Origin of the sequence: Conexibacter sp. CPCC 205762 (assembly GCF_030646155.1) — a bacterium.
Taxonomy (GTDB): Bacteria; Actinomycetota; Thermoleophilia; order Solirubrobacterales; family Solirubrobacteraceae; genus Conexibacter.
Genome location: NZ_JAUTDN010000004.1, coordinates 100,323 through 124,550, shown reverse-complemented (window position 1 = coordinate 124,550; position 24,228 = coordinate 100,323). Strand labels below are relative to the sequence as shown.

The window sequence follows — 24,228 nt, the reverse complement described above, 5'->3', positions numbered from 1 at the left end:
CTCCGGCCGCATGCTCGGCCGCATCGATCACATCGGCGTCGCCGTCGAGGACCTCGACGCAGCGCTCGCGCTCTACGAGAGCGCGCTCGGAATGCCCGTCGTCCATCGTGAGACCGTCACGGAGCAGGGCGTCGAGGCGATCCTGCTCGACGTCGGCGAGAACCACGTCGAGCTGCTGAAGCCGCTCGGCCCGGAGACCCCGGTCGGCAAGTTCCTCGCGAAGAAGGGCCCCGGGCTCCACCATGTCGCCTACCAGGTGGAGGACGTCGTGGCGACGCTGGCGTCGCTGAAGGCCGCCGGCCTGCGGCTGATCGACGAGACGCCGCGCACCGGCATCCGCGGCTCGAAGGTCGCCTTCCTGCACCCGGCCTCGACCGGCGGCGTGCTGACCGAGATCGTCCAACCCGCGGAGAGACACTGATGGCTGAGCAGCAGAAGATCATCATCGGCTTCCATGGCCAGACGTTGCCCGTGCGCGCCTCGCGCGACCAGATCGCCGACCTGATCGGCGAGCTCGGCAAGGGCGCGAGCGGCTGGTACGACATGCAGACCGACGACGGCGCGCTCTTCCTCGACCTCGGCAAGATCGAGTTCGTGCGCACCGACGCGCACGAGCAGCGCGTCGGCTTCGGGCTCTCCTGAGCCCGCTGCATCGCCCGCAGGACCTCGTTCGATGGTGACGTTCCCCGCTTCGCTGCAGGCATTCGACGTCGCCGGGCTGCGCCTGACGCGCACGCTCGGCCACACGCCGGCGCTGGAGCGCGCCGTCCGCGGCTACTCGCGACTGGGCCAGTACTCGGCCGGCTGGCTGGCGCTGGGCGCCGCCGGCGTCGCGCTCGACAGGCCGCGGCGGGCGCAGTGGGCCAGAGCGCTCGCGGGCGTCGGCGCCGCCTACGCGGTCAACCAGGCGATCAAGTTCACCGTCAGGCGGCCGCGCCCGCAGCTGGAGGGTCTGCCGCAGCTGATGGCGACGCCGACGCAGCTGAGCTTCCCGAGCGCGCACGCGACCTCGTCGTTCGCGGCGGCGCAGGCGTACGCCGGGCTGCTGCCCGCACGCCCGCTGATGGCGGCTGCGGTCGCGATGGCGGGATCCCGTCTCTACCTCGGCGTCCACTGGCCGTCGGACATCGTCATAGGCGCCGCGCTCGGCACGGCGATCGGCAAGGGAGCACGCACATGAAGGTCGGGATCGTCGGGATGCCGAACGCTGGCAAGTCCTCGCTCTTCAACGCGCTCACGCGCGCTGGCGCGGAGGCGGCCAACTACCCGTTCACGACGATCGAGCCGAACGTCGCGGTCGTGCCGGTGCAGGACGAGCGGATCGACCAGCTCGCGGAGATGCTCGGCTCCTCCGAGACGGTCCACGACTCGATCGACTTCCACGACATCGCCGGTCTCGTGAGAGGCGCCCACGAGGGCGAGGGCCTCGGCAACAAGTTCCTCGCGAACATCCGCGAGACCGACGCGATCGTCCACGTCGTCCGCGCCCACACCGACGACAACGTGATCCACCCCGACGGCCGCGTCGACCCGCTCGCCGACATCGAGACGATCGAGACCGAGCTGATCTTCGCCGACCTCGAGCAGGCCGAGCGCCGTCACGGCCGCGTCGTGCGCGCCGCCCGCGGCGGCGACAAGGTCGCGATCGCCGAGGAGGCGTGGCTGAGAGCGCTGATCGAGGCGCTCCAGGCCGGCAGACCGGCGCGCACCGTGCCGGTCCCCGACGAGGCGCCGAACGTGATCAAGGAGCTGCAGCCGCTGACGGCGAAGCCGGTCCTGTTCGTCGCCAACGTCGACGAGGGCAGCGACGAGGTCCCGCCCGCGATCCTCGCCCACGCGGAGGCGCACGGCGCGAAGGCGGTCGCGATCTCCTCTCGCATCGAGGCCGAGCTGTCCGAGCTCGACGACGACGAGGCGCAGGTGATGCGCGACGAGCTGGGGATCGCCGAGTCCGGCCTCCAGCGGATCGTCCGCGGCGCCTTCGAGCTGCTCAACCTCAACGCCTTCTTCACCGTCGGCTCCGGCGTCCGCGCCCAGTCGTGGCACCTCAGAAGAGGCCTCACCGCCTGGCACGCCGCCGGCGAGATCCACGGCGACATCCAGAGAGGCTTCGTCCGCGCCGAGGTGATCGGCTGGAGAGCGCTGATCGACGCCGGCGGCTACGCCGCCGCCAGAGAGGCCGGCACGCTCAGAGTCGAAGGCCGCGACTACGTGATGCAGGACGGCGACGTGATCACCGTCAAGTTCACCCCGTAGCCCGCGCCTCGCTCAACCGAAGAAGAACCAGCGGAAGTACTCACGCCAGGTTCTCCCGCCGGGTCTCCAGATGTCCCCGGTGCGCGTATACCAGGTGCCCATCTCGTCGAGCAGACGCTCGGCCTCCACGATCAGCGGGTCTTCAGGTCTCTTCCACATGTCAGTCACCCTAGGTTGTGAGAAATACGGGCCGCAACCGTCGCCAACAGCTGCACGACCAGCCCGCAGCTACCGACTCGGATTGCGCGTGACAGCTGCGTCTTGAGTCGCGCCAGCAGCCGCTGTTGAAGCGCCAGCTGCGTGAGGAAGAGATGCGAGACGGCATGGCCCCCAGCCGATGTCAGCAGAGTGACAGAGGCCGGTCGCTCCGGCGTCTCGCGACGCGGCCAGACGACGGCCAGCGCGCTGGCTCGCGCTGCCGCGCAGCTCCGCCGCGGTCGCGCGTTGACGCCCGACGGCGCGGACGGCCTACTCGTGGATCAGCTGCTCTGCGGCCGGCGGTTCGGGCACCGCCCAAACGCTACGGATCCAAGTGCAGCGTGTGGGACGTGGACCGCACCAATCCTGCGCAGGGATTGTTACAACCGCGACGCGTCGCGGTCGGCGGCGCGCAGGCGGACGGCGAGTCTTCTCATGCCGAGCGCCTCGGCGGCGTCGGCGCCGCCGGCGAGGTCGAGCGAGGCGTCGGCCGGCCGGGCGACCTCGACGCGCTGGAGGGTCGCGATCGCCAGGTAGTCGCGCAGCTCCTCGGCCTGCTCGCGCAGCGCTCTGGCGACGCGCGGTCTCTCGCCGTCAGGGTCTGCGAGCGCGGCCTCCAGCGAGCCGTGGCGGCGCAGCAGGTCGGCGGCGCCCTTCTCGCCGATCCCTCTCGCGCCCGGCAGGCCGTCGGACGGGTCGCCGCGCAGCGCGATGAAGTCGGGCACGAGCGCCGGCGGGATGCCGTAGCGCTGCTCGACGGCCGCCGGCGTCATCGGCTCGAACCCTCTCACGCCGGTCTTCAGGTAGAGCACCGTGACGGCGTCGGTCGCGCACTGGAACATGTCGCGGTCGCCGGTCATCAGCAGCGCGCGGCCGCCGGCCTCGGTCTCGGTCAGCGCGAACGAGTGCAGCAGGTCGTCGGCCTCCAGCTCGTCGCTGCCCGCGAGCGTCCAGCCGAAGCCCTCGAACAGCTCGCCGGAGCGGGCGAACTGGAGCGCCAGGCCCTCCGGCACCGGCGGCCGGTCGGCGTGGTAGCCGGCGTAGCGCGCGACGCGGTATCTGGCCGCCTCGGCGCCGTTGCAGATGACGACCGCGCGCGGGCCGTGGTCGGCGACGATCCGCAGGATCGCGTTGGTCGCGCCGAGCAGCGCGTTGACCGGCATCCCGCCGTCGCCCTTGATCGAGTCCGGCAGCGCGAACCAGGCGCGGTAGAGCAGCGACGGCGCATCGACGGCGAGCAGCGGGGAGGGCATCGCCGCAGCCTATCGCCGCGCCCCGCGGAAGCGGCGCGGGCGGGCCTCGCGCCGGATTAGCCTTGCCCGCATGATCACGCTCAACGGCATCGACGACATCAAGGCCCGCGTCGGGCAGGAGCTCGGCGTCAGCGACTGGGACGACGTCACGCAGGAGAAGATCGACGCCTTCGCCGACGCGACCGGCGACCACCAGTGGATCCACGTCGACCCCGCGAGAGCGGCGCAGACGCCGTTCGGCGGCACGATCGCCCACGGCTACTACACGCTCTCGCTCGCGCCGAAGTTCTCCTACGCGCTCTACGAGGTGACGAACGTCGCCTTCGCGCTCAACTACGGCGTCAACAAGGTCCGCTTCCCGGCGCCGCTGCCGGTCGGCAGCAAGGTCCGCATGCGCGCGACGATCGCCTCCGTCGAGGACATCGCCGGCGGCATCCAGATGGCGACGGCGCTGACGTTCGAGCGCGAGGGCGGCGACAAGCCGGTCTGCGTCGCCGAGACGCTCGTGCGCATCTACGCGGGCGGCTGAGGCCGTTTCGCAAGCGCGGCGCCGGGCACGGTCTCAGCGATGCCATCAGAGCGCCGCGCCTCCGACCTGTTCGTCGAATGCCTCGAGGCCGAAGGGGTCAGATACGTCTTCGGCATCCCCGGCGAGGAGACGCTCGACCTGAACGAGTCGCTGGAGGACTCCTCGATCGCGTTCGTGCCGGTCCGGCACGAGCAGGGCGGCGCCTACATGGCCGACATGTACGGCCGGCTGACCGGCCGCGCCGGCGTCTGCCTCGGCACGCTCGGGCCGGGCGCGACCAACCTCATCACCGCGGTCGCCGACGCCTATCTCGACCGCGCGCCGCTGGTCGCGCTGACCGGCCAGGCGGACGTCGAGCGGATGCACAAGGAGTCGCACCAGTACATCGACTTGGTGCAGATCCTCAGACCGGTGGTGAAGTGGAACGCGCGCGTGTCGAGCCCGGACATCGTCCCCGAGGTCGTGCGCAAGGCGTTCAAGCTGGCCGAGGCGGAGAAGCCGGGCTCGACCCACCTGGAGCTGCCCGAGGACGTGATGGCTGCGTCCGTCGACGGCACCGACGTGGCCGCCTCGACGCCGCTGCCGCGCCAGCAGCCGGTCCGCAGCGAGCCGCGCGCCCGTGAGCTGCTGCGCGCCGCCGAGCTGATCCGCTCCGCCGAGCGGCCGGTCGCGCTCGCCGGCAACGGCGTCGTGCGCGGCGGCGCGGCGCCGGCGCTGCGCGAGTTCGCGCGCGCGACCGGGATCGGCGTCGCCGAGACGTTCATGGCGAAGGGCGCGCTCGACGCCGACAGCCCGCTGGCGCTCGGCACCGTCGGCCTGCAGGCGCGCGACTACGCGCTCGCCGGCTTCGATGACGCCGACCTCGTGATCGCGATCGGCTACGACCTCGTCGAGCACGCGCCGAGACACTGGAACGCGAAGCGCGACAAGCGGATCGTCGTGATCGACACGGTGCCGGCCGAGATCGACGCCAACTTCGTCCCCGAGGTCGAGCTGATCGGCGACATCTACGCGGTCCTCGCGCGGCTGGCCGACGAGTGTCGCGACGCCCGTCACGCCGGTCCCTCGACGCGGCTGCGCGAGCTGGTCGGCGGCCATCTCGAGCAGGCCGCGCACGACGACGCCTTCCCCGCCCACCCGGCCCGCGCGCTGCTGGAGATCCGCTCCGCGCTCGGGCGCGAGGACCTGCTGATCTCCGACGTCGGCCTGCACAAGCTGTGGATCGGGCGGACCTTCCCGGCGCACGAGCCGAACACGGTGCTGATCGCCAACGGCCTCGCCGGGATGGGCTTCGCCGTCCCGAGCGCGATCGGCGCCAAGCTCGTCCACCCGACCCGCAACGTCGTGACCGTCAGCGGCGACGGCGGCTTCCTGATGAACGCGCAGGAGCTGGAGACGGCGACGCGGCTGAAGACGCCGTTCGTGAACGTCGTCTGGGAGAACCGCCAGTTCGGCTCGATCGTCTGGAAGCAGGAGAAGAAGTTCGGCCGTCACTTCGGCGTCGACTTCGCCAACCCCGACTTCGTCAAGCTGGCGGAGGCGTTCGGGCTGCCGGCGTGGCGGGCCGAGTCGATCGAGGACTTCTCTGCGCGGCTGCGCCACGCGCTGACGCTCGACGTGCCCTCGCTGCTGGTCCTGCCGATCGACTACACCCCCGACGTGGCGCTGACGGAGCAGCTCGGCGGCGAGACCGTCGCGACCTGACGGCCGCGGCGGTCATCCTCTGTCGTCGTGACCGATCGCCTCAGCCGTCGTCAGCTGCTCGCGCGCGGCGCCGCCGCCGGCGCGGCCTTCGCGCTCGCCGGCTGCGGCGACGACGGCCCGCCGGCCCCCACCGCGCCCGCGCCGACGCCGCCGGTCCCGACGACCGCCACGACCGCGCTCGTCCCGCTCCCGAGCGAGCGCATGCTCAAGGGCGTCTCGCTGATCGGCGACGTCAACCCCTACGACGACTCGCTCGGCGTCCGCCAGTACCTGCTCGGCGGCGCCCGGCCGACCGAGGTCGTGACGCTGTGGGCCGTCTGGCCCGCGCTGCAGCCGACCGCCCCGGAGCCGCGCACGCGCGAGGCCGCCTTCGCGCAGCTGAGCGCGCCGGCCGACCCCGAGGCCGCCGCCGGCCTCGACCGCCTCGACGCGCAGATCGCGCAGGCCAACGCCGACGGCCGCCGCGTCGGCCTGACGCTCTACCAGGCCTTCCCGGAGTGGACCCACCCGGCGACGCTGAAGCTCGACCCGCGGCTGTCGCACGACCTCGGCGGGCCGGGCTTCCCCGGCGCGGGCCGGCGCGGCACCGAGGCGCACATCCCCGACGACCGCTCCGACGACGGCCCGTGGGCGTGGTTCGTCGAATGGTGCTGCGCCCGCTGGGCCGACACCGGCGGCGCGCCCAGCCCCGGCCCCGGCATCGACGGCGCCACCGCCGGCAACCCCCGCAGCGCGCGGATCGACTGGCTGCAGCCGCTGAACGAGCCGAACCTCGCCTGGTGGCCGCAGACCTCCGACCGCTTCCCCGCCGGGACGATCGCCTCCGCGGTCGCGGAGATGGTCAGAAGCGCGGCGACCGTCGCCGCGCGCTGGCGCACCGCCGCCGCGACCCCGCGCGGGCCGGAGCTGCTGATCCCGAACACGGCAGACGTGGTGGCCGACGCGGGCGGTTTCGGCACGCCCTGGCGCGACTTCACGAGCGAGCTGCTGCGCGCGCTCAGCGGCTGGGTGGCGCCGCTGCCGGTCGGCTGGTCGCAGCACAACTACGCCGACGTCAAGTACGGGCCGCAGCAGGAGGGGCCCGGCGCCGGCCGCTGGCGCGCCCAGGAGGCGATCGACCTGCTGGGCAGCGGGGCCTGGCCCGATCCGGGGCTGTGGCTGACCGAGGGCGGCTACCAGTTCGGCGTCACCGAGGCGGCGCCGCAGGTCTGGCGCGTCGACCCGGCGAAGGTCGCCGACCCGGCCTCCGCGGACGTCTTCGCCGAGCAGGTCGCGAAGCTGCAGGCCAACTGGGAGGCGATGGAGCAGCTGCCGGTGCGGCTGTGGACGCAGTACTTCGTCAACGACAAGGACGTGCGCTTCCAGAGCAGCCTGCGCGGCCCGGTGAGAGTCGGGCCGGACGGCGTCAGAACGCCGAACGACCCGCCCTATCCTGCCGCTGACCTGTGGCCCCGGCTCGGGGCCTGAGGCGCCTCAGCCGGCCGAGCCGCGCGCGATTCTGCGCAGGTCGATCGCCTCGTTGTACGTCTCCTCGCCGACGCCCTGCTCGAGCGCGACCTCGCGCAGCGAGCGCCCGGAGGCCGACGCCTCCTTGACGATCGCCGTCGCCTTGTCGTAGCCGATGAACGGGTTGAGCGCGGTGGCGACGGCCAGCGTCGACTCGGCCGAGCGCTCGCAGCCGGGCAGGTTCGCCTCGATCCCGTCGACGCACTTCTCGGCGAACAGCTTCGCCGTGTTCGCCAGCAGCTGGATCGACTGCAGCAGGTTGCGCGCGATCAGCGGGATGCGGACGTTCAGCTCGAACTGGCCCTGGAGCCCGCCGACGGTGATCGCGGTGTCGTTGCCGATCACCTGCGCGCTGACCTGCAGCACGACCTCGGGGATCACCGGGTTGACCTTGCCCGGCATGATCGAGGAGCCCTTCTGCAGCTCCGGCAGGAACAGCTCGCCGATGCCGGCGCGCGGGCCGGAGCCCATCAGCGCGAGGTCGCCGGCGATCTTCGTCAGCGAGACGGCGATCACCTTCAGCGCGCCCGACAGCTCGACGAGCGCGTCGCGCGCGCCCTGCGCCTCGAACGCGTCCTCCGGCGGGCTGACCTGCAGGTGGCTCTCCTGCGCGAGCTTGCTGCGCACGCGCGCGGCGAACTCCGGGTGGGTGTTGAGGCCGGTGCCGGTGGCGGTGCCGCCGAGCGGGATCTGCGCGACCTGCGGCAGCGCGTTCTTGACGCGGCGCGAGCCGAGCCGGACCTGCGCGGCGTAGCCGGCGAACTCCTGCCCGAGCGTGACCGGGACGGCGTCCATCAGGTGCGTGCGGCCGGCCTTGACGACGTCCTGGAAGGCGGCCGACTTGGCCTCGAAGGATGCCTCCAGCTGGCGCAGCGCGGGCAGCAGCGTGTTCGTCGCCTCGTCGAGCGCCGCGAGGTGGACGGCGGAGGGGAAGGTGTCGTTGCTCGACTGCCCCATGTTGACGTGGTCGTTGGCGTGGACGCCCTCGCCGGCCAGCGAGGCGATCACCTCGTTGGTGTTCATGTTCGTCGAGGTGCCCGAGCCGGTCTGGAAGACGTCGATCGGAAACTGCGCGTCGTGCTTGCCGGCGGCGATCTCGTCGCCCGCGGCCGCGACCCGCTCGGCGATGCCGGCGTCGAGCAGCCCCAGCTCGCCGTTGACGCGCGCCGCCGCCGCCTTCACGCGGCCGAGCCAGCGCACGACCGGGACCGGGACCGTCTCACCCGAGACGGGGAAGTTCGCGACCGCCTTGGTCGTCTCCCCGCCCCACAGCTGCTGCTCCTCCTGCACGCCCATGGATCTCCTCTTCTCAGGTTCGAAATCGGAACTGCCCAGGTCCCGAAACCTACTGCGGCGGAGCCGTCCGCGGCCGCTGGTACTCGCGCCCGTGTGACAGATACGTCATCCGCAGAACGAGATCAGCTCGCGCGCCAGGCCGACCGGGTCGTCGTAGGCCATCAGGAAGCCGGTCGCGGAGAGGATCCGCAGCTGGCCGTCGGGCAGCAGGTCGAGCGCCTCCTGCGCCGCGGGCAGCGGGTGCGCGCGATCCCGGTCGGCCCACAGCAGCAGCGTCGGCGCCGCGATCCGCGGATAGGCGTCGAGCAGCTGGCGCTGCGGCTGGACCGGCCACTGCCGCGCGAAGCGGGCCCACGCCCGCGCGCGGTTGCCGTTGCCGGCGACGTCCATGAAGGCGTGGCGCAGCAGGTCGCGCGCGGCCGGGTTGCGCTGCGCCGACAGCTTCTCGCCGACCGCGGGGCGGAACAGCAGCGTCGCCCCGCGGGCCAGCACGCGGTCGAGCCCCGGCAGCGCGGCCGCCTTGCAGGCGCCCCGCCACAGCGCGCGCTTGCGGGCGTGCTCGTCCGGGCGGTGGAGGCGGTTCGGCATCAGCACCAGCCGGCGTGGCTCCAGCAGCCCGTCGGCGACGGCGCGCAGCAGCAGCTCGGCGCCGACGTCGTGGCCGCCGACGAGCGGCCGCGGCCCCGCCGTCTCGGCGCAGAAGCCGGCGATCACCTGCGCGAACCAGTCGGGGCTGTAGGGATGGCGCGGCCGGTCCTCGCTGTCGCCGTGCAGCGGCAGGTCGGGCAGCACGAGCCGGAAGCGCTCCGACAGCGGCTCGACGACCGGCTCCCATTCGCGGTGCGAGAGGCCGAGCGAGTGCAGCAGCACCAGCGGCGGGCCGGTGCCGGTCTCGCGGTAGGCGACGCGGGTGCCGTCGCGGTGGTGGTAGAGGCGCAGTCTCATCCGTCGGTTCTGCCGGCCGCGATCCCCCGCTCGACCTCGGCCTGCACGGCCGGGGTGACGTTGAACGCGATCGTCTGCTGCAGCCTCTGCACGAGTTCGCCCTGGACGCCGCCGGTCGGCCCCGCGCCGCGTTCGGCGGCGCCGATCAGAAAGCCGAGCTCGTAGGCGGCCCGCGCATCATGACGGCTCCGCGCCACGAGTCTGTCGGCGACCGCGACGAAGACGATGCCGAGGTTCTGCAGCTCCGCGTCGCTCTCGGCACGGTCGACGCACGCCGACAGCGGGGTTCCGCCGCTGAGCGTGGCATCCTCCGGTGCCGCGTGCAGCAGCCTCGCGACCGCGCCGGCATCGGCCTGGAGACAGGCTTGAGGCAGCGGCTCCTCTCCGCATCCTGCCACGATGAGGAGCGTGGAGAGCGCCGTCGCCAGCATGGCCGGATGGGGCCGAACGCGAGCCGGTGGTCGCACTGACACCATCCTCTCAGTTCGTGCCGCTTGCATCACCTTCATGGGCAGAGGTTGTGCAAAAGCTCCGCATCGCTCCGCACGAGGGGCGAAACGGTCACAAATGCATCCATGCCTTTGCAGATGCACGGGATGAACTCGCGTCCACTGGGTCTCTCGACCTCGCAGGCTGCGCGTGAGCTCGGCGTGTCGCTCGGCACCGTTCGTCGCTGGTCGGACATGGGGTATCTCCAGTCCTACCGCACGCCCGGTGGTCAGCGGCGCTTCAGCGTCGAGCACATCGAGCAGTTCGTGCGCTCACTGCAGCAGAACGGCATGGCCTCGCGCAACGAGCGCGACGACCAGACGTTCCAGCAGCGCGCCGCGGGGTAGCGAAACCGCAGCAGGACCGCAGGGTTCAGACCAGACAGGGGAAGTCCATGGTGGCGCGCGCGGCCTCGGGAGGGCAGAGCGCGTCGGCGAAGAGGTGAGATCGGCTGCGCTGCCGCCACGAGGCGGTGGACCGCCGTCGCGCCCGGAGCCGCGTCCGCCGCGACTCAGCTCGCCGCCGCGTCGTTGATGCGGCGCTCGAGGTCGAGCTCGCGGCCGAAGTCGGCTCTGTCCGCGTGGCGGTACGTGATGTCGCTGCCGGCCAGCAGCCTCGCCAGGATCTCGACGTATCTGCCGTCGAGCTGGGTGCCGCTGACGCGACGCAACTCGTTGAGCGCCTCGAACGAGCTGATCGGCGTGCGGTAGGTGTCGTGCGCGGTAAGCGTGTCGTAGACCTCTGCGACGGCGATGATCTTCGCCGCCTCGGGGATCTCGTCGGCCGTCAGCCGGTCCGGGTAGCCGCGGCCATCGATCCGCTCGTGATGGGCGTGGACGATCTCGGCGACCGGGCCGTAGAGGCCGAGGTCGCGCAGCATGTCCGCGCCCAGCTCGGGATGGCGGCGGATCGCCGTCCAGTCCTCGTCGTTCAGCACGCGGCCGCGCTCGGCGACGCGGTCGGAGAGCGCGAACTGGCCGATGTCGTGCAGCAGCCCGGCGGTGTGGACCAGCTCGCACTCCTGGCTCGACATGCCGGAGGCGTGCGCGATGTCGCGCGCGAAGGCGGCGACGGCGGCGGCGTGACGGGCGGCGCGCGGGTCGCGGATGTCGAGCGTCCGCAGCAGGCCGGAGAGCACGCCCCATGAGAGCGAGGCGTACTGCTTGCTGCGGTGGCGGGCGGTCGCGACCAGCTGCGCCATGTAGCCGAACGCGACGAGGCTGATGACCGCGAAGAGGCTGCCGGCGACGCCCAGCTCGAGGCAGAGGCCGGTCGCGGCGAGCGCCAGCGGCACGTTGATCGCGAGCGACACCAGCAGCGGGCGGACGGCGTCGACGACGATCAGGTGGAACGGCACGCCGTCGAGCGGCGACCGCAGCGCGGCGACGATCAGCAGGTTCAGCACCAGCACCAGCACCGCGGCGAGCGCGAGCGCGAGGTAGTAGCCGACGGAGCCGTCGCCGTCGGGACGGATCGCCTCGAAGACGGTGCCGGCGATCAGCATCGGCGCGCCGGCGCCGACGAGGTTGATGAAGAGGCTCGTCGCTCTGTAGCGCTCGACCGCCCAGCTGACGATCTCGCCTATCGCGATCACGGCGAACGCTCCGGCCGGGCCGAACAGCGCGATTGCGATCAGCGCGGCGAGGACCGTTCCGGAGACGGAGACGGATTGCGCCTCGGTGCCGGCGTCGAAGAGGTTCGCGCCGATCGCGCCGAGCGCAAGCACCGCGAACAGCCAATCCAACCGTCCGGGGTCTCCGGCGGCTGCGGCCCACACGAAGCACGCACACGTGCCACCGATGGAGACCCACAGGACGACGTTGGCTTTCCCACGCCACGCGCGTATAGCACGACGCATGGCGAGGACGGTAACGGTCTCAGCGGACCATTACGAGTTTCTGCTCACCCCCGTGAGCTACTTGCTGCGAAAGACCATTGCGACCCTCCTTCAGGTTCGGCTCTGCTGCTACCGGCCGAATGCCCCCCGACTTGAAGTGGCCCGGCCCACTGCGTTGCCCCAAGAACGTTAGAGGACCGATGGAGCTTTTGCAGCATTTGGGCGCCAAAACTTGTGCAATGTTGCGCTGAGCGCATCAGTGTCGGCGTCCGGCAGCCGACCTTGTGTCGTGATGCGCTACCTGAAGACGAGCGAAGCGGCTGCGCTGCTGAACGTCAGCCCCAACACGCTGCGCGCCTGGGAACGCCGTTTCGGCTTCCCGCGCCCGCAGCGCTCGCCAGGGCGCCATCGCCTCTACACGCACGGGGAGATCGCCGCGCTGCGCGACGCGCTCCTCGACGGCCTCTCGATCTCGTCGGCCGTGTCACGTGCACGCGAGGGTCTCGGTGCGGACACGAACGCGCTCGTCGGCGCGCTCAACGCCTTCGACTCCAGCCGCGCCGACGCGGCGCTGGAGGGTGCGCTCGCGCTTCGCTCGCTCGACCGCGCCGTGCAGGAGGTGCTGCTGACCGCGCTCGACGAGGTCGCGCGCCGGCACGGCACCGACTCCGTCCAGTGGGCCTTCTCGGCGCGCTGGGGCAACAGCTGGCTGCGCCGCGCGCAACGGCTCGTCTCGCCGTCGATCCAGTCGGTCTCGGTCGTGCTCGGCGACGCCTCGCGCGACGACCTCGATCCTGACGCCGCCTACATCCGCTCGCTCGAGCTGCTGCTGGCGCGCAGCGGCGCGACCGTGCTCGGCCTGTCCGTGCGCGGCGTCTCGAACATGTCCGAGGCGCTCGCCGCCCACCGCCCCGACGCCGTCGTGATCGCCGGCGGCGCGCTCGCCGACGACGCCGTCGCGCGCTGGGCCTACGCCGTGCGGCTGGCGACCGGCCCGCTCCCGGTCGCCGTCTTCCGCCGCGGCTCGCAGCGCCAGCGCGTGCGCACGACCGGCGCCGCGATCCTGCCGAGCACGCCCGGTGAGGCGGCGCGGCACTTGATGGAGATGGCCAGCCACGCCGTCTCGAATCCTTCGACCACCCGGACCTCGACGACCCCGCGGCTGCTTGCCGACGGTGCGTGATGAGCAGACGTACCGGCAAGGAGGCCTGACCCGATGTCGTCCCCCGATCGCCGCGCGATGCTGCGCCTCGTCCCGCAGACCGCCGAGACGTATGTCCCCTCGCAGTGGTTCTGCGGCCACTGCGGCTCGCCGCCGCCGAACAACGAGACGCCCGCGCCGCCGGCGCGCGTCTGCGGCGACTGCGGGCTCGGGCTGCTGCTGGAGGCGCGCGCCGACGCCGCCCCGCGGCCGAACGACCCCTTCCTGATCGTCGACGGCTCGCTGCACGTCTGCGCCCTCTCGGGCGAGTCCGAGAAGCTGCTCGCGGTTGCTGAGACCGACGTCATCAACCGTCCCGTGACGGAGCTGCTGACTCCGGCCGACGCCGAGGCCGCCGGTGCGGAGAGCCTCGCCGCCGCGATCATGTGGGCGGCGCGCGGGGAGGACGAGCCGAGCCGCGTGATGGTGCGCCCGGCGAACGTCTTCGGCGTGCGGATGCCGCTGCGCGTCGGCGCCTGCGGCCCGCCGCGGGCCGCGCTGCTCGTGCTCGAGTGACGCACGGCCGGCGCCGCCGGCCGCTGCCTGTCCGCTGAGCGTCCTCACCCCTGTCGCCTTCCCGTCTGCGAGCGGTTCGGGCGCGTCGGCGTTGAACGCGAGCGTTTTCGTGCACGTTTCGTTGCGGTTCTTGTATGAAGGAGCGCAATTGGGGATAACGGCTGCGCTATGAGCGGAATTCGCACCAACGCCGCCGCCGTGATGCTGGGCGTCAGCCCCAACACGCTGCGCAGCTGGGAGCGTCGCTTCGGCTATCCCTCGCCGTCGCGTACCTCGGGCGGCCACCGGCAGTACGAGCTGCACGAGATCGAGGCGCTCAAGCAGGCCTTCGAGGAGACGCACAACGTCTCGTCGGCGATCGCGCTGGCCCGCCAGCGCGGCGTCGGCCTCCCGTCGGCCAGCCGCCTCGGCGTCGCGCTGACGCGCTTCGAGGAGGAGAAGGCTGCGCAGCTGCTGGAGGAGAGCATGGCGCTGCGCTCGCTCGAGCGCACGATCGAGGAAGTGCTGCTGCCGGCCGTCGGCGAGCTGCAGATCGACGACGCCGGTCAGCCCGAGTACGAGTTCGCGTGGCGCTTCGCGACCGGCTGGATCTCCGCGCTGCGGCGCGTCGCCCCGCCGGCATCGCGCGACGAGGCGGTGCTGATCTTCGACTCCTCGATTCCCTGCGACCTCGACGCGCTGCGCGTCCAGGGGCTGGAGCTGATGCTGCGCCGCGTCGGCATCAAGACGCTGGTGCTGACCGCGGGGCTCGACCCGGCGCGGCTCGGCCGCGCGCTGCGGGCGCTGCGCCCGAGCGCGCTCGTGCTCGGCGGCAGACGCGCGTCGCTGGACACGATCGGGAGGCTCGTCTACGCCGCGCGCAGCGGCGAGCGGGCGCTCGAGGTGTTCGACTTCGGCGGTGCGCTGCCCGACACCGGCGCGAGCACCGTGCGCAGGCTCGGGGAGTCGCCGATGCTCGCCTGCGAGACGCTGCTGGCACGCGTCGGCGAGCGCCGTCAGGAGCGGGTCGTCGCGGACGCCGATCCGCTCACCGCCAGGCGCGCGCTGCTGTCGATCTGAGGCGCGACCCGCCGCGCCGCGCGAGCGCGCGGCGCGCGGCAGTCGTCGCCACCTACAATCAGCGCTCCATGTCAGCGCCCCATCGCCCCGTCGATCCGCAGCAGTCCTTCCCCGCGCTCGAAGAGCAGGTGCTCGCGCGCTGGAAGCAGGAGAAGATCTTCGAGCGGACGGTCGAGAACCGCCAGGGCGCCAGACGCTGGGTCTTCTACGAGGGCCCGCCGACGGCCAACGGCAGACCGGGCGTCCACCACGTGCTGGCGCGCGTCTTCAAGGACATCTTCCCGCGCTACCGCACGATGACCGGCCACCTGGTCGAGCGCAAGGGCGGCTGGGACACGCACGGCCTGCCGGTGGAGCTGGCGGTCGAGGCCGAGCTGGGCTTCGACAAGAAGGAGGACATCGAGGAGTACGGCATCGCGAGATTCAACGCGATGTGCCGTGACTCGGTCTTCCGCTACCTCGAGGACTGGTCGCGCCTGACCGAGCGGATCGGCTACTGGGTCGACCTCGACGACGCCTATCGCACGCTCGACAACTCCTACATCGAGTCGGTCTGGTGGGCGCTGAAGACGATCTGGGACAAGGGGCTGCTGTTCGAGTCCTACAAGGTCGTCCCGCACTGCCCGCGCGACCAGGTGACGCTCTCCTCGCACGAGCTGGGCCAGCCGGGCGCCTACAGGGACGTGATCGACCCGTCCGTCTACGTCCGCTTCCCGGTGCTGGAGGCGCAGGGCCCGCTGGCGGCCGGCGACGAGCTGCTGGCGTGGACGACGACGCCCTGGACGCTGCCCTCCAACGCCGCCGCCGCCGTCGACCCGGAGCTGCCGTACGTGCGTGCCCGCGGCGGCGAGAAGACCGCCGAGGCCGGCGCCGGCGAGACCGTCTTCGTGCTCGCGCAGGCGCTCGTCGAGCGCGTGCTCGGCGAGGGCGCAGAGATCCTCGCGACCTTCCCCGGCCGTGAGCTGGAGGGCGTCCGCTACGAGCCGCCGTTCCCGTTCATCGCCGGCGACGCCTACGGCGAGCGCGGCCACACCATCCTGCTCGGAGACTTCGTCACCGCCGACGACGGCACCGGCATCGTCCACACCGCGATCGCGTTCGGCGAGGACGACTTCCGCCTCGGCGAGCAGTACGGCTTCACGGTCGTCAACCCGGTCAAGCCGAACGGCAGCTACGACGAGCGCATGGGCCCGTGGGCCGGCCGCAGAGTGAAGGAGGTCGACCGCGACCTCGTCGCCGACCTGCGCGAGCGCGGCCGCCTGCTGCGGTCGGAGGAGTACGAGCATTCGTATCCCCACTGCTGGCGCTGCGGCACGCCGCTGATCTACTACGCGAAGCCCTCCTGGTACATCCGCACCTCGGAGATCCGCGACAGGCTGCTGGCGTCCAACGAGACGGTCAACTGGCATCCGCCGCACGTCAAGCACGGCCGCTTCGGCAACTGGCTGGAGGGCAACGTCGACTGGGCGCTGTCGCGCGAGCGCTACTGGGGCACGCCGCTGCCGATCTGGCGCTGCGCTGAGGGCCACGTGCACGCGATCGGCTCGTTCGACGAGCTGGAGCAGCTGTCGGGCACACGCCTCGACGACGCCCACCGCCCGTTCGTCGACGAGGTCGAGTTCCCCTGCGGCGACTGCGGCGAGCCGATGCGCCGCGTGCCGGAGGTGATCGACGTCTGGTTCGACTCGGGCGCGATGCCGTTCGCGCAGTGGCATGCGCCGCACGAGCACGAGGAGCGCTTCAGAGAGCTGTTCCCGGCCGACTACGTCTGCGAGGCGCTCGACCAGACGCGCGGCTGGTTCTACTCGCTGCTGGCCGTCTCGACGCTGCTGTTCGACCAGTCGTCGTACAAGAACGTCGTCTGCCTCGGCCTGATCCTCGACGGCGAGGGTCAGAAGATGTCGAAGTCGAGAGGCAACGTCGTCGTCCCCGACGAGGTGCTCGACAGATTCGGCGCCGACGCGCTGCGCTGGTACTTCTTCACCTCCAAGCAGCCATGGGACGGCTACCGCTTCTCGCACGAGACGATCGGCGAGATGGTGCGGCAGTTCCTGCTGCAGCTGTGGAACACGTACGGCTTCTACGTCCTCTACGCGAACGCGAACGGGATCACGCCGCCGGCCGGCGCGCCCGATCCGGCGACGCTGAGCAACGAGCTGGACCGCTGGGTGCTGTCACGCCTGTCGGCGACCGTCGAGGTCGTGCGCGACCGCATGGACGACTACGACGCGACGACCGCGGGCCGTGCGATCCAGGCGTTCGTCGACGATCTCTCGAACTGGTACGTGCGCCGCAACCGCCGTCGCTTCTGGGACGGCGACGCCGACGCCTTCGCGACGCTCCACCACGCGCTCGTCTCGGTCGTGCAGCTGCTGGCGCCGTTCACGCCCTTCCTGGTCGACGAGATCTACCGCAACCTCGTGCCGGAGGGCGCGGCTTCGGTCCACTTGACCGACTTCCCGGTTGCCGCCCCGCGCGACGAGGAGCTGGAGTTCGCGATGGGCGTCGCGCGCGAGGCGGTCACGCTCGGCCTCGCCGCGCGCGGCCAGGCGAAGGTCAAGCTGCGCCAGCCGCTGCACGCGGCCGTGATCGTCGCGACCGGCAGAGAGCGCGCGGCGCTGGAGCGGCTCGCCGACGTCGTGCGCGACGAGCTGAACGTCAAGCAGCTGCGCTTCGCCGCCGCCGCCGACGAGCTGGGGCGCGTCGAGGTCAAGCCGAACTATCGCTCGCTCGGGCCGCGCTTCGGCAAGTCGATGCCGCTGGTCGCCGCCGCCGTCGCGGGGCTCGACCCGGCCGGCGTCACCGCCGCGCTGCGCGAGGGCCGCACGGTCGGGATCAGCATCGCGGGCAGGGACCATCAGCTCGAGGCCGAGGACCTGATCACGGCGATGCAGCCGCTGGAGGGCTACCAGCTGGAGCGCGAGGGCTCGCACGCCGTCGCGCTGGAGCTGACGCTCGACGAGGCGCTGCTGCGCGAGGGCACCGCGCGCGAGATCGTCCACGCGATCCAGGCGGCGCGCAAGGCCGGCGGGCTCGACATATCCGATCGCGTCGAACTGCGCCTGACCGGCCCGGAGCCGCTCGAGCAGGCCGTCCGCGAGCACGGCGACTACATCTCGCGTGAGACGCTGGCGGTCGCGGTCGACTTCACCGTCGACGGCGACGTCAACGGCGACGTCAACGGCGACGGGACCGTCTCGATAGACGGCCAGCCGCTGCGGATCGCCGTCAGTCGCGTCGCGGGCTGAGCGCGCCCGGGACGCGCCTGCGCGTCAGGCGCTGCTGCCGACGGCGCGGGCGCCGTTGTGCGCTGTGATGTAGCTCTCGACGGTCGCGAGGTGGGCTGCCATCGCCGCACGCGCGGCCGCCGGATCGCGCGCGAGCACGGCGGCGAAGATCGCGCGGTGCTCGGGCATCGCGCGCTGGAGGCGGTACTCCGGTCTGGCGAGCCAGAAGCGCGTCGTCAGCACGGCGGCGTGGATCGACTCGGTCAGGCTGCAGAGGGCGCGGTTGCGGGTGCCGCCGATCAGTGCCTGGTGGAAGGCGAGCTCGACCTGGTCGAGCGCTTCGGCGTCAGCCGCGGCGTCGTGCGCGAGGGCATCCGCGCGCTCGAGGAGCGCGGCCTGATCTCCGTCAAGCACGGCAAGGGCGCGGTCGTCACCGAGCCCGCCCTCTGGAGCGCGCTCGACGAGGACGTGCTCGACGTGATGATCGCCAGCGGCGCCTCCGATCGCCTCGCCGAGGTGCTCGAGTGCCAGCGCATGTTCGAGGTGCAGGCGGCCGGCCTGGCCGCGACGCGCGCCACCAGCGCCGACCTCGCGCAGCTCGAGGAGGCGATCTTGCAGATGAGCGCGACCGCCGACAGGGTCGCCTCCAACCGCGGCAGCGCCGCCCGCTACCAGGAGGCGCGGCTCGCCTTCCACCGCAGTGTCGTGCGCGCCGCCGGCAACGCGACGCTCGCGCGCCTCAGCGAGCCGCTGCACCGCGTCCTCGCCGCCGTCGGCAGACGCGAGCAGCCGCCGGCCAGACGGGTCGCGGCCGAGATAGAGGAGTACCGCTCGATCAACGCGACGATCGCCGCGCGCGACGCCGCTCAGGCGAGCGAGGCGATGGAGCGCCACCTCGCGGCCGTCGCCGCGGATCTGCTCGCGAACTGAGCTGAGCGGGAGCGCGGCCAGCCGCGCTCCCGCTCACCCCTTGCGCGGCTCGTGGATCTTGTCGATCAGGCCGTACTCGACCGCCTGCTCGGGCGTGAAGTAGCGGTCGCGCTCCATGTCCGCGTGGATCTGCTCCAGCGGCTGGCCGGTGTGGTGGGCGTACAGCTCCTCCATCCGCCGCCGCACGCGCAGCGACTCGGCGGCGTGGATCTGGATGTCGGTCGCCTGACCCTCGTAGCCGCCTGAGGGCTGGTGGTTGAGGATGCGGCTGTTGGGCAGCGCCATCCGCTTCCCGCGCGCGCCGCCGGCCAGCAGGAACGAGCCCATCGACATCGCGATGCCGACGCAGATCGTCGCCACGTCGGGGCGGATCAGCTGCATCGTGTCGTAGATCGCGAGGCCGGCGTAGACGGAGCCGCCGGGCGAGTTGATGTAGAGGTGGACGTCCTTGTCGGGATCGACCGACTCGAGATGCAGCAGCTGCGCGACGACGAGGTTGGCGATCTGGTCGTCGACCTGCTGGCCGAGGAAGATCACGCGCTCGTTCAGCAGGCGCGAGTAGATGTCGAACGAGCGCTCGCCACGCGGGCTCTGCTCGACGACCATCGGGACGAGCGGGGACATGCGGTCTCTCCTTGCGGTCGTATTCCATGCGCAACCTTTTAGTTGCGCATGAGGCTGGCGCTAGACTAGCAACCTGTGAGTTGCATGACCGAGAAGGAGACGCCATGAGCGCCGAGTCCGCCGCCGCCGTCCACCGCGCCGTCGTGCTGCCGATCTCGCGCGAGCAGGCGTGGGCGGCGGTCACCGACCCCGACCAGCTCGCCTGCTGGCTCGCCGACGAGGTCGAGCTGGACCCGCGCGAGGGCGGCGCCGCGCGCTTCGCCTGGGACGACGGCAGCGCCCGCGTCGGCGTCGTCGACGCGATCGCCGAGCGGCGCCGGATCGCCTTCCGCTGGCGCCCGCAGGACGCGGACGGCGGCGAGGGCGCCGGCGACCGCGCGGCCGCCGGCGGCGACCCGGACGACCCCGGCCGCGACGAGTCGCTCGTCGAGCTGACGCTCGACGACGTCGAGGGCGGCACGCGCGTCTCCGTCGTTGAGGTGCGGATCGACGTGCTCGCCGGCGGCGGCGACGTCCCGCTCGCGCCGGCCGGCGTCCCGAGCGCCTGGACCCAGCGGATGGGCGCGCTCTCGGCCTGCTCGCTCTGCGCCTGGTCGTGAGCCCGCACGCGTCACCCGCCGGCGGCGCGGGCCTCCCGCCGGGGGGCGGCGCCGCGTTCGGCCCCGGCGCGGTCTTCGCCGCGCTCGCCGACCCGACCCGCCGCGCGGTCGTGCAGGAGCTGTCGCGCCAGCCGACGACGACGGCGACCGCGCTCGCGGCGCAGCTGCCGATCTCGCGTCAGGCGGTCGCCAAGCACCTCGCGACGCTCGCCGGCGCCGGCCTCGTCACGACCGAGAGAGCCGGCCGCGAGACGCGCTACCGGCTCACGCCCGATCCGCTCGACGACGCGATCCGCTGGATCGCAGAGGTCGGCGGGCAGTGGGATCGCCGGCTGGAGCGGCTGCGGCGGCACGTCGCGGGCGAGTAGCGAGCGTCAGCCGGTAGTCCGACGGACAGGCGAGCCGGTGAACGGCGAAGCGCTCCTCGCGGAAGCGCGCGAGCGTCCGCGCCGGCAGCCGCTCGCGCCCTGGCCGCAGTACGACGGCGACCTCCGACGGCGGCTCCAGCAGCCCGCAGCCGGAGGCCTTCAGGCAGGCCTCCTTCGCCGTCCACAGCTCGAACAGCGCCGCCTTGCGCGCTCGCCGCGGCAGCGATTCGAGCCACGCCCGCTCGTGTGGCGCGCAGGTCAGCTCGACGAAGGCGTGGCGGGCCCGCAGCACGCGCAGGTGCTCGACGTCGATCCCGACGCGCTGGTCGCGCGCGACCGCGCAGGCGACCAGCGCGCCGGCATGGGCGATGTTGAAGTCGAGCGTCTCGCACCCCAGCGCGGGACGGCCGTGAGCGCCGGTCCGCAGCGCGACGGCGGCCGGCGCGATTCCCAGCTGGGTCGCGAGCGCCAGCCGCGCGAGGCCGCGGCCGACGACGAAGCGGTCGCGGTCGGCCGCGTTGCGCAGCCGCCCCGCGCGCGTCAGCTCGTCGGGCGCCAGCAGCGGCTGCAGCCGCCGGCGCGCCGGCTCGTCGGCCGTGACGAGCCAGACGCGCACGCCGGCGAGGTCATGGACTGGCCGGCCCTCGGCCAGCGTGGTCGGCGGCGGGATCATCGCCGCTGACGCTATGGGCGGCGCGCGGCGCCGCCCATCGTCTACGTGGTGGCCTGGGAGGCCAGGTGAGCTAGGCGGCGAGCGCCGGCTCGAGCTCGGCCTCGAGCTTGCGCTTCGGGTAGGCGCCGACGACCTTCTTCGCGATCGTGCCGTTCTTGAACAGGATCAGCGTCGGGATCGAGAGGACCTCGTAGCTCATCGCCGTCTGCTGGTTGTCGTCGACGTTGAGCTTGACGATCTTCAGCGCCTCGCCCCGCTCGCCGGCGATCTCCTCCAGCACGGGGGCGACCATCCGGCACGGGCCGCACCAGGGCGCCCAGAAGTCGACCAGCACGGGGACGTCGGACTCGATGACCTCGGCCTGGAAGTTGTTGTCGTTGACCTCGGTGATGGTGCCAGCCATGAGAGGGGCTCCTTGGGGATTCGGCTTACTTCACAAAGTATAGTGCCCCCAGGAAGGGAGCTGGACGCCCAGGATCGCACGACGAGTGACCCGGAAGCTAGGTTCTCCCCCATGGCCGACCCAACGAACAGCGAGATCGCCGCCGCCTTCGACGAGCTGGGCGACCTCTACGAGCTGGACGGCGCGATCGTCCACCGCGTCGTCGCCTACCGCAACGCCGCCAAGGTCACCCGCGACGCCTCCGTCTCGGTCGCCGCGCTCACGCGCGAGGGCCGCGTCACCGAGCTGCCGGGGATCGGCGCGACGCTGGAGACGAAGCTGGTCGCGCTGGTCGAGACCGGCGAGATCCCGCAGGCCGTCAGACTGCGGGCGAAGTTCCCCGCCGGCCTGCTGGAGATGACGCGCCTGCCGGGGCTCGGGCCCAAGCGCGCCCGCCGCCTCTACGAGGAGCTGGGGATCGACTCGCTGCAGGCGCTGGAGACCGCCGCCAGACAGCAGCGGATTCGCGACCTGAGAGGGTTCGGCGCCAGAGCCGAGCAGAACTTCCTCGAGGCGATCGCGCGCGCGACCGCGGCCGCCGAGGCCGGCGCCGGCGGCCGCTTCGTGCTCGACCGCGCGCTCGCGATCGCCGAGCCGCTGCTGCAGCTGCTGCGCGACCACCCGAGCTCGCACCAGGTCGAGCTGGCCGGCTCCGCCCGCCGCTGGGCCGACTCGGTCAAGGACCTCGACATCATCGCCACCGCCGACGACCCGCGCGCGCTGGCGGAGGCGCTCGTCGCCTCCGAGCTGGTCGAGTCGACCGCCGGCATCGGCGACAACGGCGCCCGCGTGCGCACCCACAACGGCATCGGCGTCGACCTCAAGGTCGTCGCGCCCGATCAGTTCGGCAACGTCCTGCAGCACTTCACCGGCTCCAAGCAGCACAACGTCGCGCTGCGCGAGGCGGCCGTCAAACGCGGCCTGCACGTCTCCGAGTACGGGGTCCTCGACGACGCCAGCGGCGAGACGATCCGCTGCGCGACCGAGCAGGAGGTCTACGCCAAGCTCGGCTACCAGTACATCGAGCCGGAGCTGCGCGAGAACCGCGGCGAGCTGCAGGCGGCCAGGCTCGACGGCGGCAGCGGCCTGCCCGAGCTGGTGACCGAGGCCGACGTCAAGGGCGACCTCCACAGCCACACCGTCGCGTCCGACGGCAAGGCCGAGATCGAGCAGATGGCGGAGGCGGCGCAGGCGCTCGGCTACGAGTACCTCGCGATCACCGACCACTCCGCCTCGCACGGCTTCGGCGACGACGTCTCGCCGGCCCAGCTGGAGGAGCAGATCGAGCGGATCCACGCCGCCAGCGCCGCCTTCCCCGGGATCGAGCTGCTGGCCGGCAGCGAGGTCAACATCCTCCCCGACGGCTCGCTCGACTACCCCGACGAGCTGCTCGCGCGGCTCGACTGGGTGATCGCCTCGGTCCACTCCTCCTTCGGCATCTCGGAAGCCGCGATGACCGAGCGCGTGATCGCGGCGATCGAGCATCCCTCCGTCGACGCGATCGGCCACCTGACCGGCCGCAAGATCGAGGCGCGGCCGCCGTACGGGCTCGACGTCACGCGCGTGATCGAGGCCGCGGCGCGGACCGGCACGATGCTGGAGATCAACGGCGCGCCCGACCGCCGCGACCTCAACGACGTCCACGCGCGCGCGGCCGCCGAGGCCGGCGTGCTGATCCTCGTCAACAGCGACGCCCACCGCACGACGACGCTGGCGAGCAGCCGCCGCTACGGGATCGCGACCGCACGGCGCGCCTGGCTGACGCCGGCGCAGGTCGCCAACACGCGCCCGTGGAGCGAGTTCGCGCCGCTGCGCAAGCGCGTCCGCGCGCAGCAATAAGGTCCTCGCTCCACGAACCGGAGGGGGACGCGCGCGATGCAGAATGAGCTGCTGGACCAGCTGAGACGGAGCCGGCGCTGGCTCAACATCGCCGGCGTGCTGGCCGTCGTCGGCGGGCTGATCGCGATACTCGTGCCGGCCGTCGCCTCCGTCGGCGTCGCGATCTTCATCGGCTGGATGCTCGTCTTCGGCGCCGTCTTCCTGTTCGTCGACGCCTTCGCCGTGCGCGACGTCGGCCGCCTCGTGCTGCGCGCGCTGGTCGCCCTGATCACGCTCGCCGCCGGCCTCTCGCTGCTGCTCGCGCCGCTCAGAGGCACCTACACGCTGACGGTCCTGCTGGTGCTCTACTTCGCGCTCGCCGGCGTCGTGCGGATCGGCGTCGCCGTCTCCGAGCGTGGTCTGCCCGGCGCCGGGATGACAGCTTTCAATGGTGTCGTGACGCTGCTGCTGGCGGTCCTGATCGGCGCCGAGCTGCCCGAGTCCTCGGACTGGGCGATCGGTTTGCTGGTCGGAATCGACTTCATCTTCTTCGGCGTCGCAGCTTTGGCGGCCGCGAGCGCGCTGAAGCGCTCCACTCCGCAGTGAAACCGTTCTTGAGGGCGCTTCACAGCTTTCTCACAGTTTCATGACGGGGCGGTCACGAGTCACCTTCGGCTGAACGGGACAGTCACCGTGAACCGCAGGACGCGGTCACTCCCCACCGTCCCGTCTCCCTCATCGAAGGACCAAATTGACCT

Annotated in this window: 27 protein-coding genes; 17 read left to right on the top strand and 10 right to left on the bottom strand. The window is 72.1% G+C overall.

All coding sequences use genetic code 11. From position 1 onward, the window contains the following. Positions 1–10: 10 nt before the first annotated feature. Genes mce through ychF form a run of 4 tightly spaced genes read left to right on the top strand, consistent with a single transcriptional unit; the run spans position 11 to position 2,256 of the window. Complete coding sequence (gene mce / locus Q7L73_RS05890) at positions 11–421, top strand: methylmalonyl-CoA epimerase (protein ID WP_304686746.1); 411 nt, start codon at positions 11–13, stop codon at positions 419–421. Continuing rightward, positions 421–642, top strand: coding sequence for a hypothetical protein (locus Q7L73_RS05885; RefSeq protein ID WP_304686740.1), 222 nt, complete (start codon positions 421–423; stop codon positions 640–642). Before mce ends, Q7L73_RS05885 begins: the two co-directional genes overlap by 1 nt. Positions 643–673: 31 nt before the next feature. Continuing rightward, positions 674–1,180, top strand: a complete 507-nt coding sequence (locus Q7L73_RS05880; RefSeq protein ID WP_304686735.1) for a phosphatase PAP2 family protein — start codon at positions 674–676, stop codon at positions 1,178–1,180. Continuing rightward, positions 1,177–2,256, top strand: coding sequence for a redox-regulated ATPase YchF (ychF, locus tag Q7L73_RS05875; RefSeq protein ID WP_304686721.1), 1,080 nt, complete (start codon positions 1,177–1,179; stop codon positions 2,254–2,256). The genes Q7L73_RS05880 and ychF overlap by 4 nt, the downstream gene beginning before the upstream one ends. Before the next feature lie 12 nt (positions 2,257–2,268). Here ychF and Q7L73_RS05870 read toward each other — a convergent pair whose 3' ends face one another. Together Q7L73_RS05870 and Q7L73_RS05865 are read right to left on the bottom strand one after the other, a co-directional pair. Beyond that, positions 2,269–2,415, bottom strand: a complete 147-nt coding sequence (locus Q7L73_RS05870) for a hypothetical protein (RefSeq protein WP_304686714.1) — start codon at positions 2,413–2,415, stop codon at positions 2,269–2,271. Positions 2,416–2,834: 419 nt separating this feature from the next. Continuing rightward, positions 2,835–3,707, bottom strand: coding sequence for a 5'-3' exonuclease H3TH domain-containing protein (locus Q7L73_RS05865; protein ID WP_304686709.1), 873 nt, complete (start codon positions 3,705–3,707; stop codon positions 2,835–2,837). Between the two features lie 70 nt (positions 3,708–3,777). Between Q7L73_RS05865 and Q7L73_RS05860 the strand changes: the two genes are divergently transcribed. The 3 genes from Q7L73_RS05860 to Q7L73_RS05850 are packed head-to-tail and all read left to right on the top strand — an operon-like array spanning position 3,778 to position 7,407. Continuing rightward, positions 3,778–4,236: a MaoC family dehydratase gene (locus tag Q7L73_RS05860; RefSeq protein ID WP_304686703.1), complete on the top strand. Its 459-nt coding sequence runs from the start codon at positions 3,778–3,780 to the stop codon at positions 4,234–4,236. Between the two features lie 39 nt (positions 4,237–4,275). Beyond that, a complete protein-coding gene (locus Q7L73_RS05855; protein ID WP_304686698.1) occupies positions 4,276–5,940 on the top strand; it encodes an acetolactate synthase large subunit in 1,665 nt (554 codons plus the stop codon). 27 nt (positions 5,941–5,967) lie between these two features. Continuing rightward, a complete protein-coding gene (locus Q7L73_RS05850; RefSeq protein ID WP_304686694.1) occupies positions 5,968–7,407 on the top strand; it encodes a hypothetical protein in 1,440 nt (479 codons plus the stop codon). Between the two features lie 6 nt (positions 7,408–7,413). Here Q7L73_RS05850 and Q7L73_RS05845 read toward each other — a convergent pair whose 3' ends face one another. The 3 genes from Q7L73_RS05845 to Q7L73_RS05835 form a co-directional block, all read right to left on the bottom strand. Continuing rightward, positions 7,414–8,742 carry a lyase family protein gene (locus Q7L73_RS05845; RefSeq protein WP_304686692.1) on the bottom strand — a complete coding sequence of 443 codons (1,329 nt, stop codon included), beginning with the start codon at positions 8,740–8,742 and terminating at the stop codon, positions 7,414–7,416. A gap of 105 nt (positions 8,743–8,847) precedes the next feature. Next, positions 8,848–9,687 (bottom strand): alpha/beta fold hydrolase, encoded by an 840-nt coding sequence (locus tag Q7L73_RS05840; RefSeq protein WP_304686690.1) that lies wholly within the window; start codon positions 9,685–9,687, stop codon positions 8,848–8,850. After that, positions 9,684–10,085 carry a hypothetical protein gene (locus tag Q7L73_RS05835; protein WP_304686688.1) on the bottom strand — a complete coding sequence of 134 codons (402 nt, stop codon included), beginning with the start codon at positions 10,083–10,085 and terminating at the stop codon, positions 9,684–9,686. The genes Q7L73_RS05840 and Q7L73_RS05835 overlap by 4 nt, the downstream gene beginning before the upstream one ends. A gap of 189 nt (positions 10,086–10,274) precedes the next feature. On the opposite strand from Q7L73_RS05835, the gene Q7L73_RS05830 reads away from it, so the two are divergent. Then, a complete protein-coding gene (locus Q7L73_RS05830) occupies positions 10,275–10,523 on the top strand; it encodes a helix-turn-helix domain-containing protein (protein ID WP_304686685.1) in 249 nt (82 codons plus the stop codon). A 164-nt stretch (positions 10,524–10,687) separates the two neighbouring features. Here Q7L73_RS05830 and Q7L73_RS05825 read toward each other — a convergent pair whose 3' ends face one another. Further along, positions 10,688–11,920 (bottom strand): HD-GYP domain-containing protein, encoded by a 1,233-nt coding sequence (locus tag Q7L73_RS05825; RefSeq protein ID WP_304686684.1) that lies wholly within the window; start codon positions 11,918–11,920, stop codon positions 10,688–10,690. Positions 11,921–12,305: 385 nt separating this feature from the next. Between Q7L73_RS05825 and Q7L73_RS05820 the strand changes: the two genes are divergently transcribed. From Q7L73_RS05820 to ileS, 4 genes are all read left to right on the top strand, one after another. Beyond that, entirely contained in the window at positions 12,306–13,196 is an 891-nt protein-coding gene (locus Q7L73_RS05820) for a MerR family DNA-binding transcriptional regulator (RefSeq protein WP_304686683.1), read from the top strand. 33 nt (positions 13,197–13,229) lie between these two features. After that, positions 13,230–13,730 (top strand): hypothetical protein, encoded by a 501-nt coding sequence (locus tag Q7L73_RS05815; RefSeq protein WP_304686682.1) that lies wholly within the window; start codon positions 13,230–13,232, stop codon positions 13,728–13,730. Between the two features lie 168 nt (positions 13,731–13,898). Next, entirely contained in the window at positions 13,899–14,789 is an 891-nt protein-coding gene (locus tag Q7L73_RS05810) for a MerR family transcriptional regulator (RefSeq protein ID WP_304686681.1), read from the top strand. A gap of 68 nt (positions 14,790–14,857) precedes the next feature. Next, on the top strand, positions 14,858–18,037 hold the full coding sequence (gene ileS, locus Q7L73_RS05805; protein ID WP_304686680.1) for an isoleucine--tRNA ligase: 3,180 nt from the start codon (positions 14,858–14,860) through the stop codon (positions 18,035–18,037). 24 nt (positions 18,038–18,061) lie between these two features. On the opposite strand, the gene Q7L73_RS05800 is transcribed toward ileS, so the two are convergent. Next, positions 18,062–18,430 carry an FCD domain-containing protein gene (locus Q7L73_RS05800; RefSeq protein WP_304686679.1) on the bottom strand — a complete coding sequence of 123 codons (369 nt, stop codon included), beginning with the start codon at positions 18,428–18,430 and terminating at the stop codon, positions 18,062–18,064. Between Q7L73_RS05800 and Q7L73_RS05795 the strand changes: the two genes are divergently transcribed. After that, positions 18,326–18,946 carry a FadR/GntR family transcriptional regulator gene (locus Q7L73_RS05795; protein WP_304686678.1) on the top strand — a complete coding sequence of 207 codons (621 nt, stop codon included), beginning with the start codon at positions 18,326–18,328 and terminating at the stop codon, positions 18,944–18,946. The two genes, Q7L73_RS05800 and Q7L73_RS05795, sit on opposite strands and share 105 nt — an antisense overlap. Positions 18,947–18,979: 33 nt before the next feature. On the opposite strand, the gene Q7L73_RS05790 is transcribed toward Q7L73_RS05795, so the two are convergent. Beyond that, positions 18,980–19,570 (bottom strand): ATP-dependent Clp protease proteolytic subunit, encoded by a 591-nt coding sequence (locus tag Q7L73_RS05790; RefSeq protein WP_304686677.1) that lies wholly within the window; start codon positions 19,568–19,570, stop codon positions 18,980–18,982. Between the two features lie 104 nt (positions 19,571–19,674). On the opposite strand from Q7L73_RS05790, the gene Q7L73_RS05785 reads away from it, so the two are divergent. Then, positions 19,675–20,169 (top strand): SRPBCC domain-containing protein, encoded by a 495-nt coding sequence (locus tag Q7L73_RS05785; protein WP_304686676.1) that lies wholly within the window; start codon positions 19,675–19,677, stop codon positions 20,167–20,169. Beyond that, a complete protein-coding gene (locus tag Q7L73_RS05780; protein WP_304686675.1) occupies positions 20,166–20,537 on the top strand; it encodes a helix-turn-helix transcriptional regulator in 372 nt (123 codons plus the stop codon). Before Q7L73_RS05785 ends, Q7L73_RS05780 begins: the two co-directional genes overlap by 4 nt. Here Q7L73_RS05780 and Q7L73_RS05775 read toward each other — a convergent pair. Next, the gene (locus tag Q7L73_RS05775) at positions 20,434–21,210 is read right to left on the bottom strand and encodes a 4'-phosphopantetheinyl transferase superfamily protein (protein WP_304686674.1); all 777 of its coding nucleotides are present in this window, start codon (positions 21,208–21,210) and stop codon (positions 20,434–20,436) included. The two genes, Q7L73_RS05780 and Q7L73_RS05775, sit on opposite strands and share 104 nt — an antisense overlap. A gap of 70 nt (positions 21,211–21,280) precedes the next feature. Continuing rightward, positions 21,281–21,613 (bottom strand): thioredoxin, encoded by a 333-nt coding sequence (gene trxA, locus Q7L73_RS05770; RefSeq protein WP_304686673.1) that lies wholly within the window; start codon positions 21,611–21,613, stop codon positions 21,281–21,283. A gap of 111 nt (positions 21,614–21,724) precedes the next feature. On the opposite strand from trxA, the gene polX reads away from it, so the two are divergent. Both polX and Q7L73_RS05760 read left to right on the top strand, forming a co-directional pair. Further along, positions 21,725–23,491, top strand: coding sequence for a DNA polymerase/3'-5' exonuclease PolX (gene polX, locus Q7L73_RS05765; protein WP_304686672.1), 1,767 nt, complete (start codon positions 21,725–21,727; stop codon positions 23,489–23,491). A 36-nt stretch (positions 23,492–23,527) separates the two neighbouring features. Beyond that, positions 23,528–24,076, top strand: a complete 549-nt coding sequence (locus Q7L73_RS05760) for an HdeD family acid-resistance protein (protein ID WP_304686671.1) — start codon at positions 23,528–23,530, stop codon at positions 24,074–24,076. Positions 24,077–24,228 lie beyond the last annotated feature (152 nt).

What these genes read in the sequence shown, in the direction of transcription:
- mce (WP_304686746.1), top strand. Translation starts at nt 11, where the DNA reads ATGCTCGGCCGCATCGATCACATCGGCGTCGCCGTCGAGGACCTCGAC.
- Q7L73_RS05885 (WP_304686740.1), top strand. Translation starts at nt 421, where the DNA reads ATGGCTGAGCAGCAGAAGATCATCATCGGCTTCCATGGCCAGACGTTG.
- Q7L73_RS05880 (WP_304686735.1), top strand. Translation starts at nt 674, where the DNA reads ATGGTGACGTTCCCCGCTTCGCTGCAGGCATTCGACGTCGCCGGGCTG.
- ychF (WP_304686721.1), top strand. Translation starts at nt 1,177, where the DNA reads ATGAAGGTCGGGATCGTCGGGATGCCGAACGCTGGCAAGTCCTCGCTC.
- Q7L73_RS05870 (WP_304686714.1), bottom strand. Translation starts at nt 2,415, where the DNA reads ATGTGGAAGAGACCTGAAGACCCGCTGATCGTGGAGGCCGAGCGTCTG.
- Q7L73_RS05865 (WP_304686709.1), bottom strand. Translation starts at nt 3,707, where the DNA reads ATGCCCTCCCCGCTGCTCGCCGTCGATGCGCCGTCGCTGCTCTACCGC.
- Q7L73_RS05860 (WP_304686703.1), top strand. Translation starts at nt 3,778, where the DNA reads ATGATCACGCTCAACGGCATCGACGACATCAAGGCCCGCGTCGGGCAG.
- Q7L73_RS05855 (WP_304686698.1), top strand. Translation starts at nt 4,276, where the DNA reads ATGCCATCAGAGCGCCGCGCCTCCGACCTGTTCGTCGAATGCCTCGAG.
- Q7L73_RS05845 (WP_304686692.1), bottom strand. Translation starts at nt 8,742, where the DNA reads ATGGGCGTGCAGGAGGAGCAGCAGCTGTGGGGCGGGGAGACGACCAAG.
- Q7L73_RS05840 (WP_304686690.1), bottom strand. Translation starts at nt 9,687, where the DNA reads ATGAGACTGCGCCTCTACCACCACCGCGACGGCACCCGCGTCGCCTAC.
- Q7L73_RS05830 (WP_304686685.1), top strand. Translation starts at nt 10,275, where the DNA reads ATGCACGGGATGAACTCGCGTCCACTGGGTCTCTCGACCTCGCAGGCT.
- Q7L73_RS05820 (WP_304686683.1), top strand. Translation starts at nt 12,306, where the DNA reads ATGCGCTACCTGAAGACGAGCGAAGCGGCTGCGCTGCTGAACGTCAGC.
- Q7L73_RS05815 (WP_304686682.1), top strand. Translation starts at nt 13,230, where the DNA reads ATGTCGTCCCCCGATCGCCGCGCGATGCTGCGCCTCGTCCCGCAGACC.
- Q7L73_RS05810 (WP_304686681.1), top strand. Translation starts at nt 13,899, where the DNA reads ATGAGCGGAATTCGCACCAACGCCGCCGCCGTGATGCTGGGCGTCAGC.
- ileS (WP_304686680.1), top strand. Translation starts at nt 14,858, where the DNA reads ATGTCAGCGCCCCATCGCCCCGTCGATCCGCAGCAGTCCTTCCCCGCG.
- Q7L73_RS05790 (WP_304686677.1), bottom strand. Translation starts at nt 19,570, where the DNA reads ATGTCCCCGCTCGTCCCGATGGTCGTCGAGCAGAGCCCGCGTGGCGAG.
- Q7L73_RS05785 (WP_304686676.1), top strand. Translation starts at nt 19,675, where the DNA reads ATGAGCGCCGAGTCCGCCGCCGCCGTCCACCGCGCCGTCGTGCTGCCG.
- Q7L73_RS05775 (WP_304686674.1), bottom strand. Translation starts at nt 21,210, where the DNA reads ATGATCCCGCCGCCGACCACGCTGGCCGAGGGCCGGCCAGTCCATGAC.
- trxA (WP_304686673.1), bottom strand. Translation starts at nt 21,613, where the DNA reads ATGGCTGGCACCATCACCGAGGTCAACGACAACAACTTCCAGGCCGAG.
- polX (WP_304686672.1), top strand. Translation starts at nt 21,725, where the DNA reads ATGGCCGACCCAACGAACAGCGAGATCGCCGCCGCCTTCGACGAGCTG.
- Q7L73_RS05760 (WP_304686671.1), top strand. Translation starts at nt 23,528, where the DNA reads ATGCAGAATGAGCTGCTGGACCAGCTGAGACGGAGCCGGCGCTGGCTC.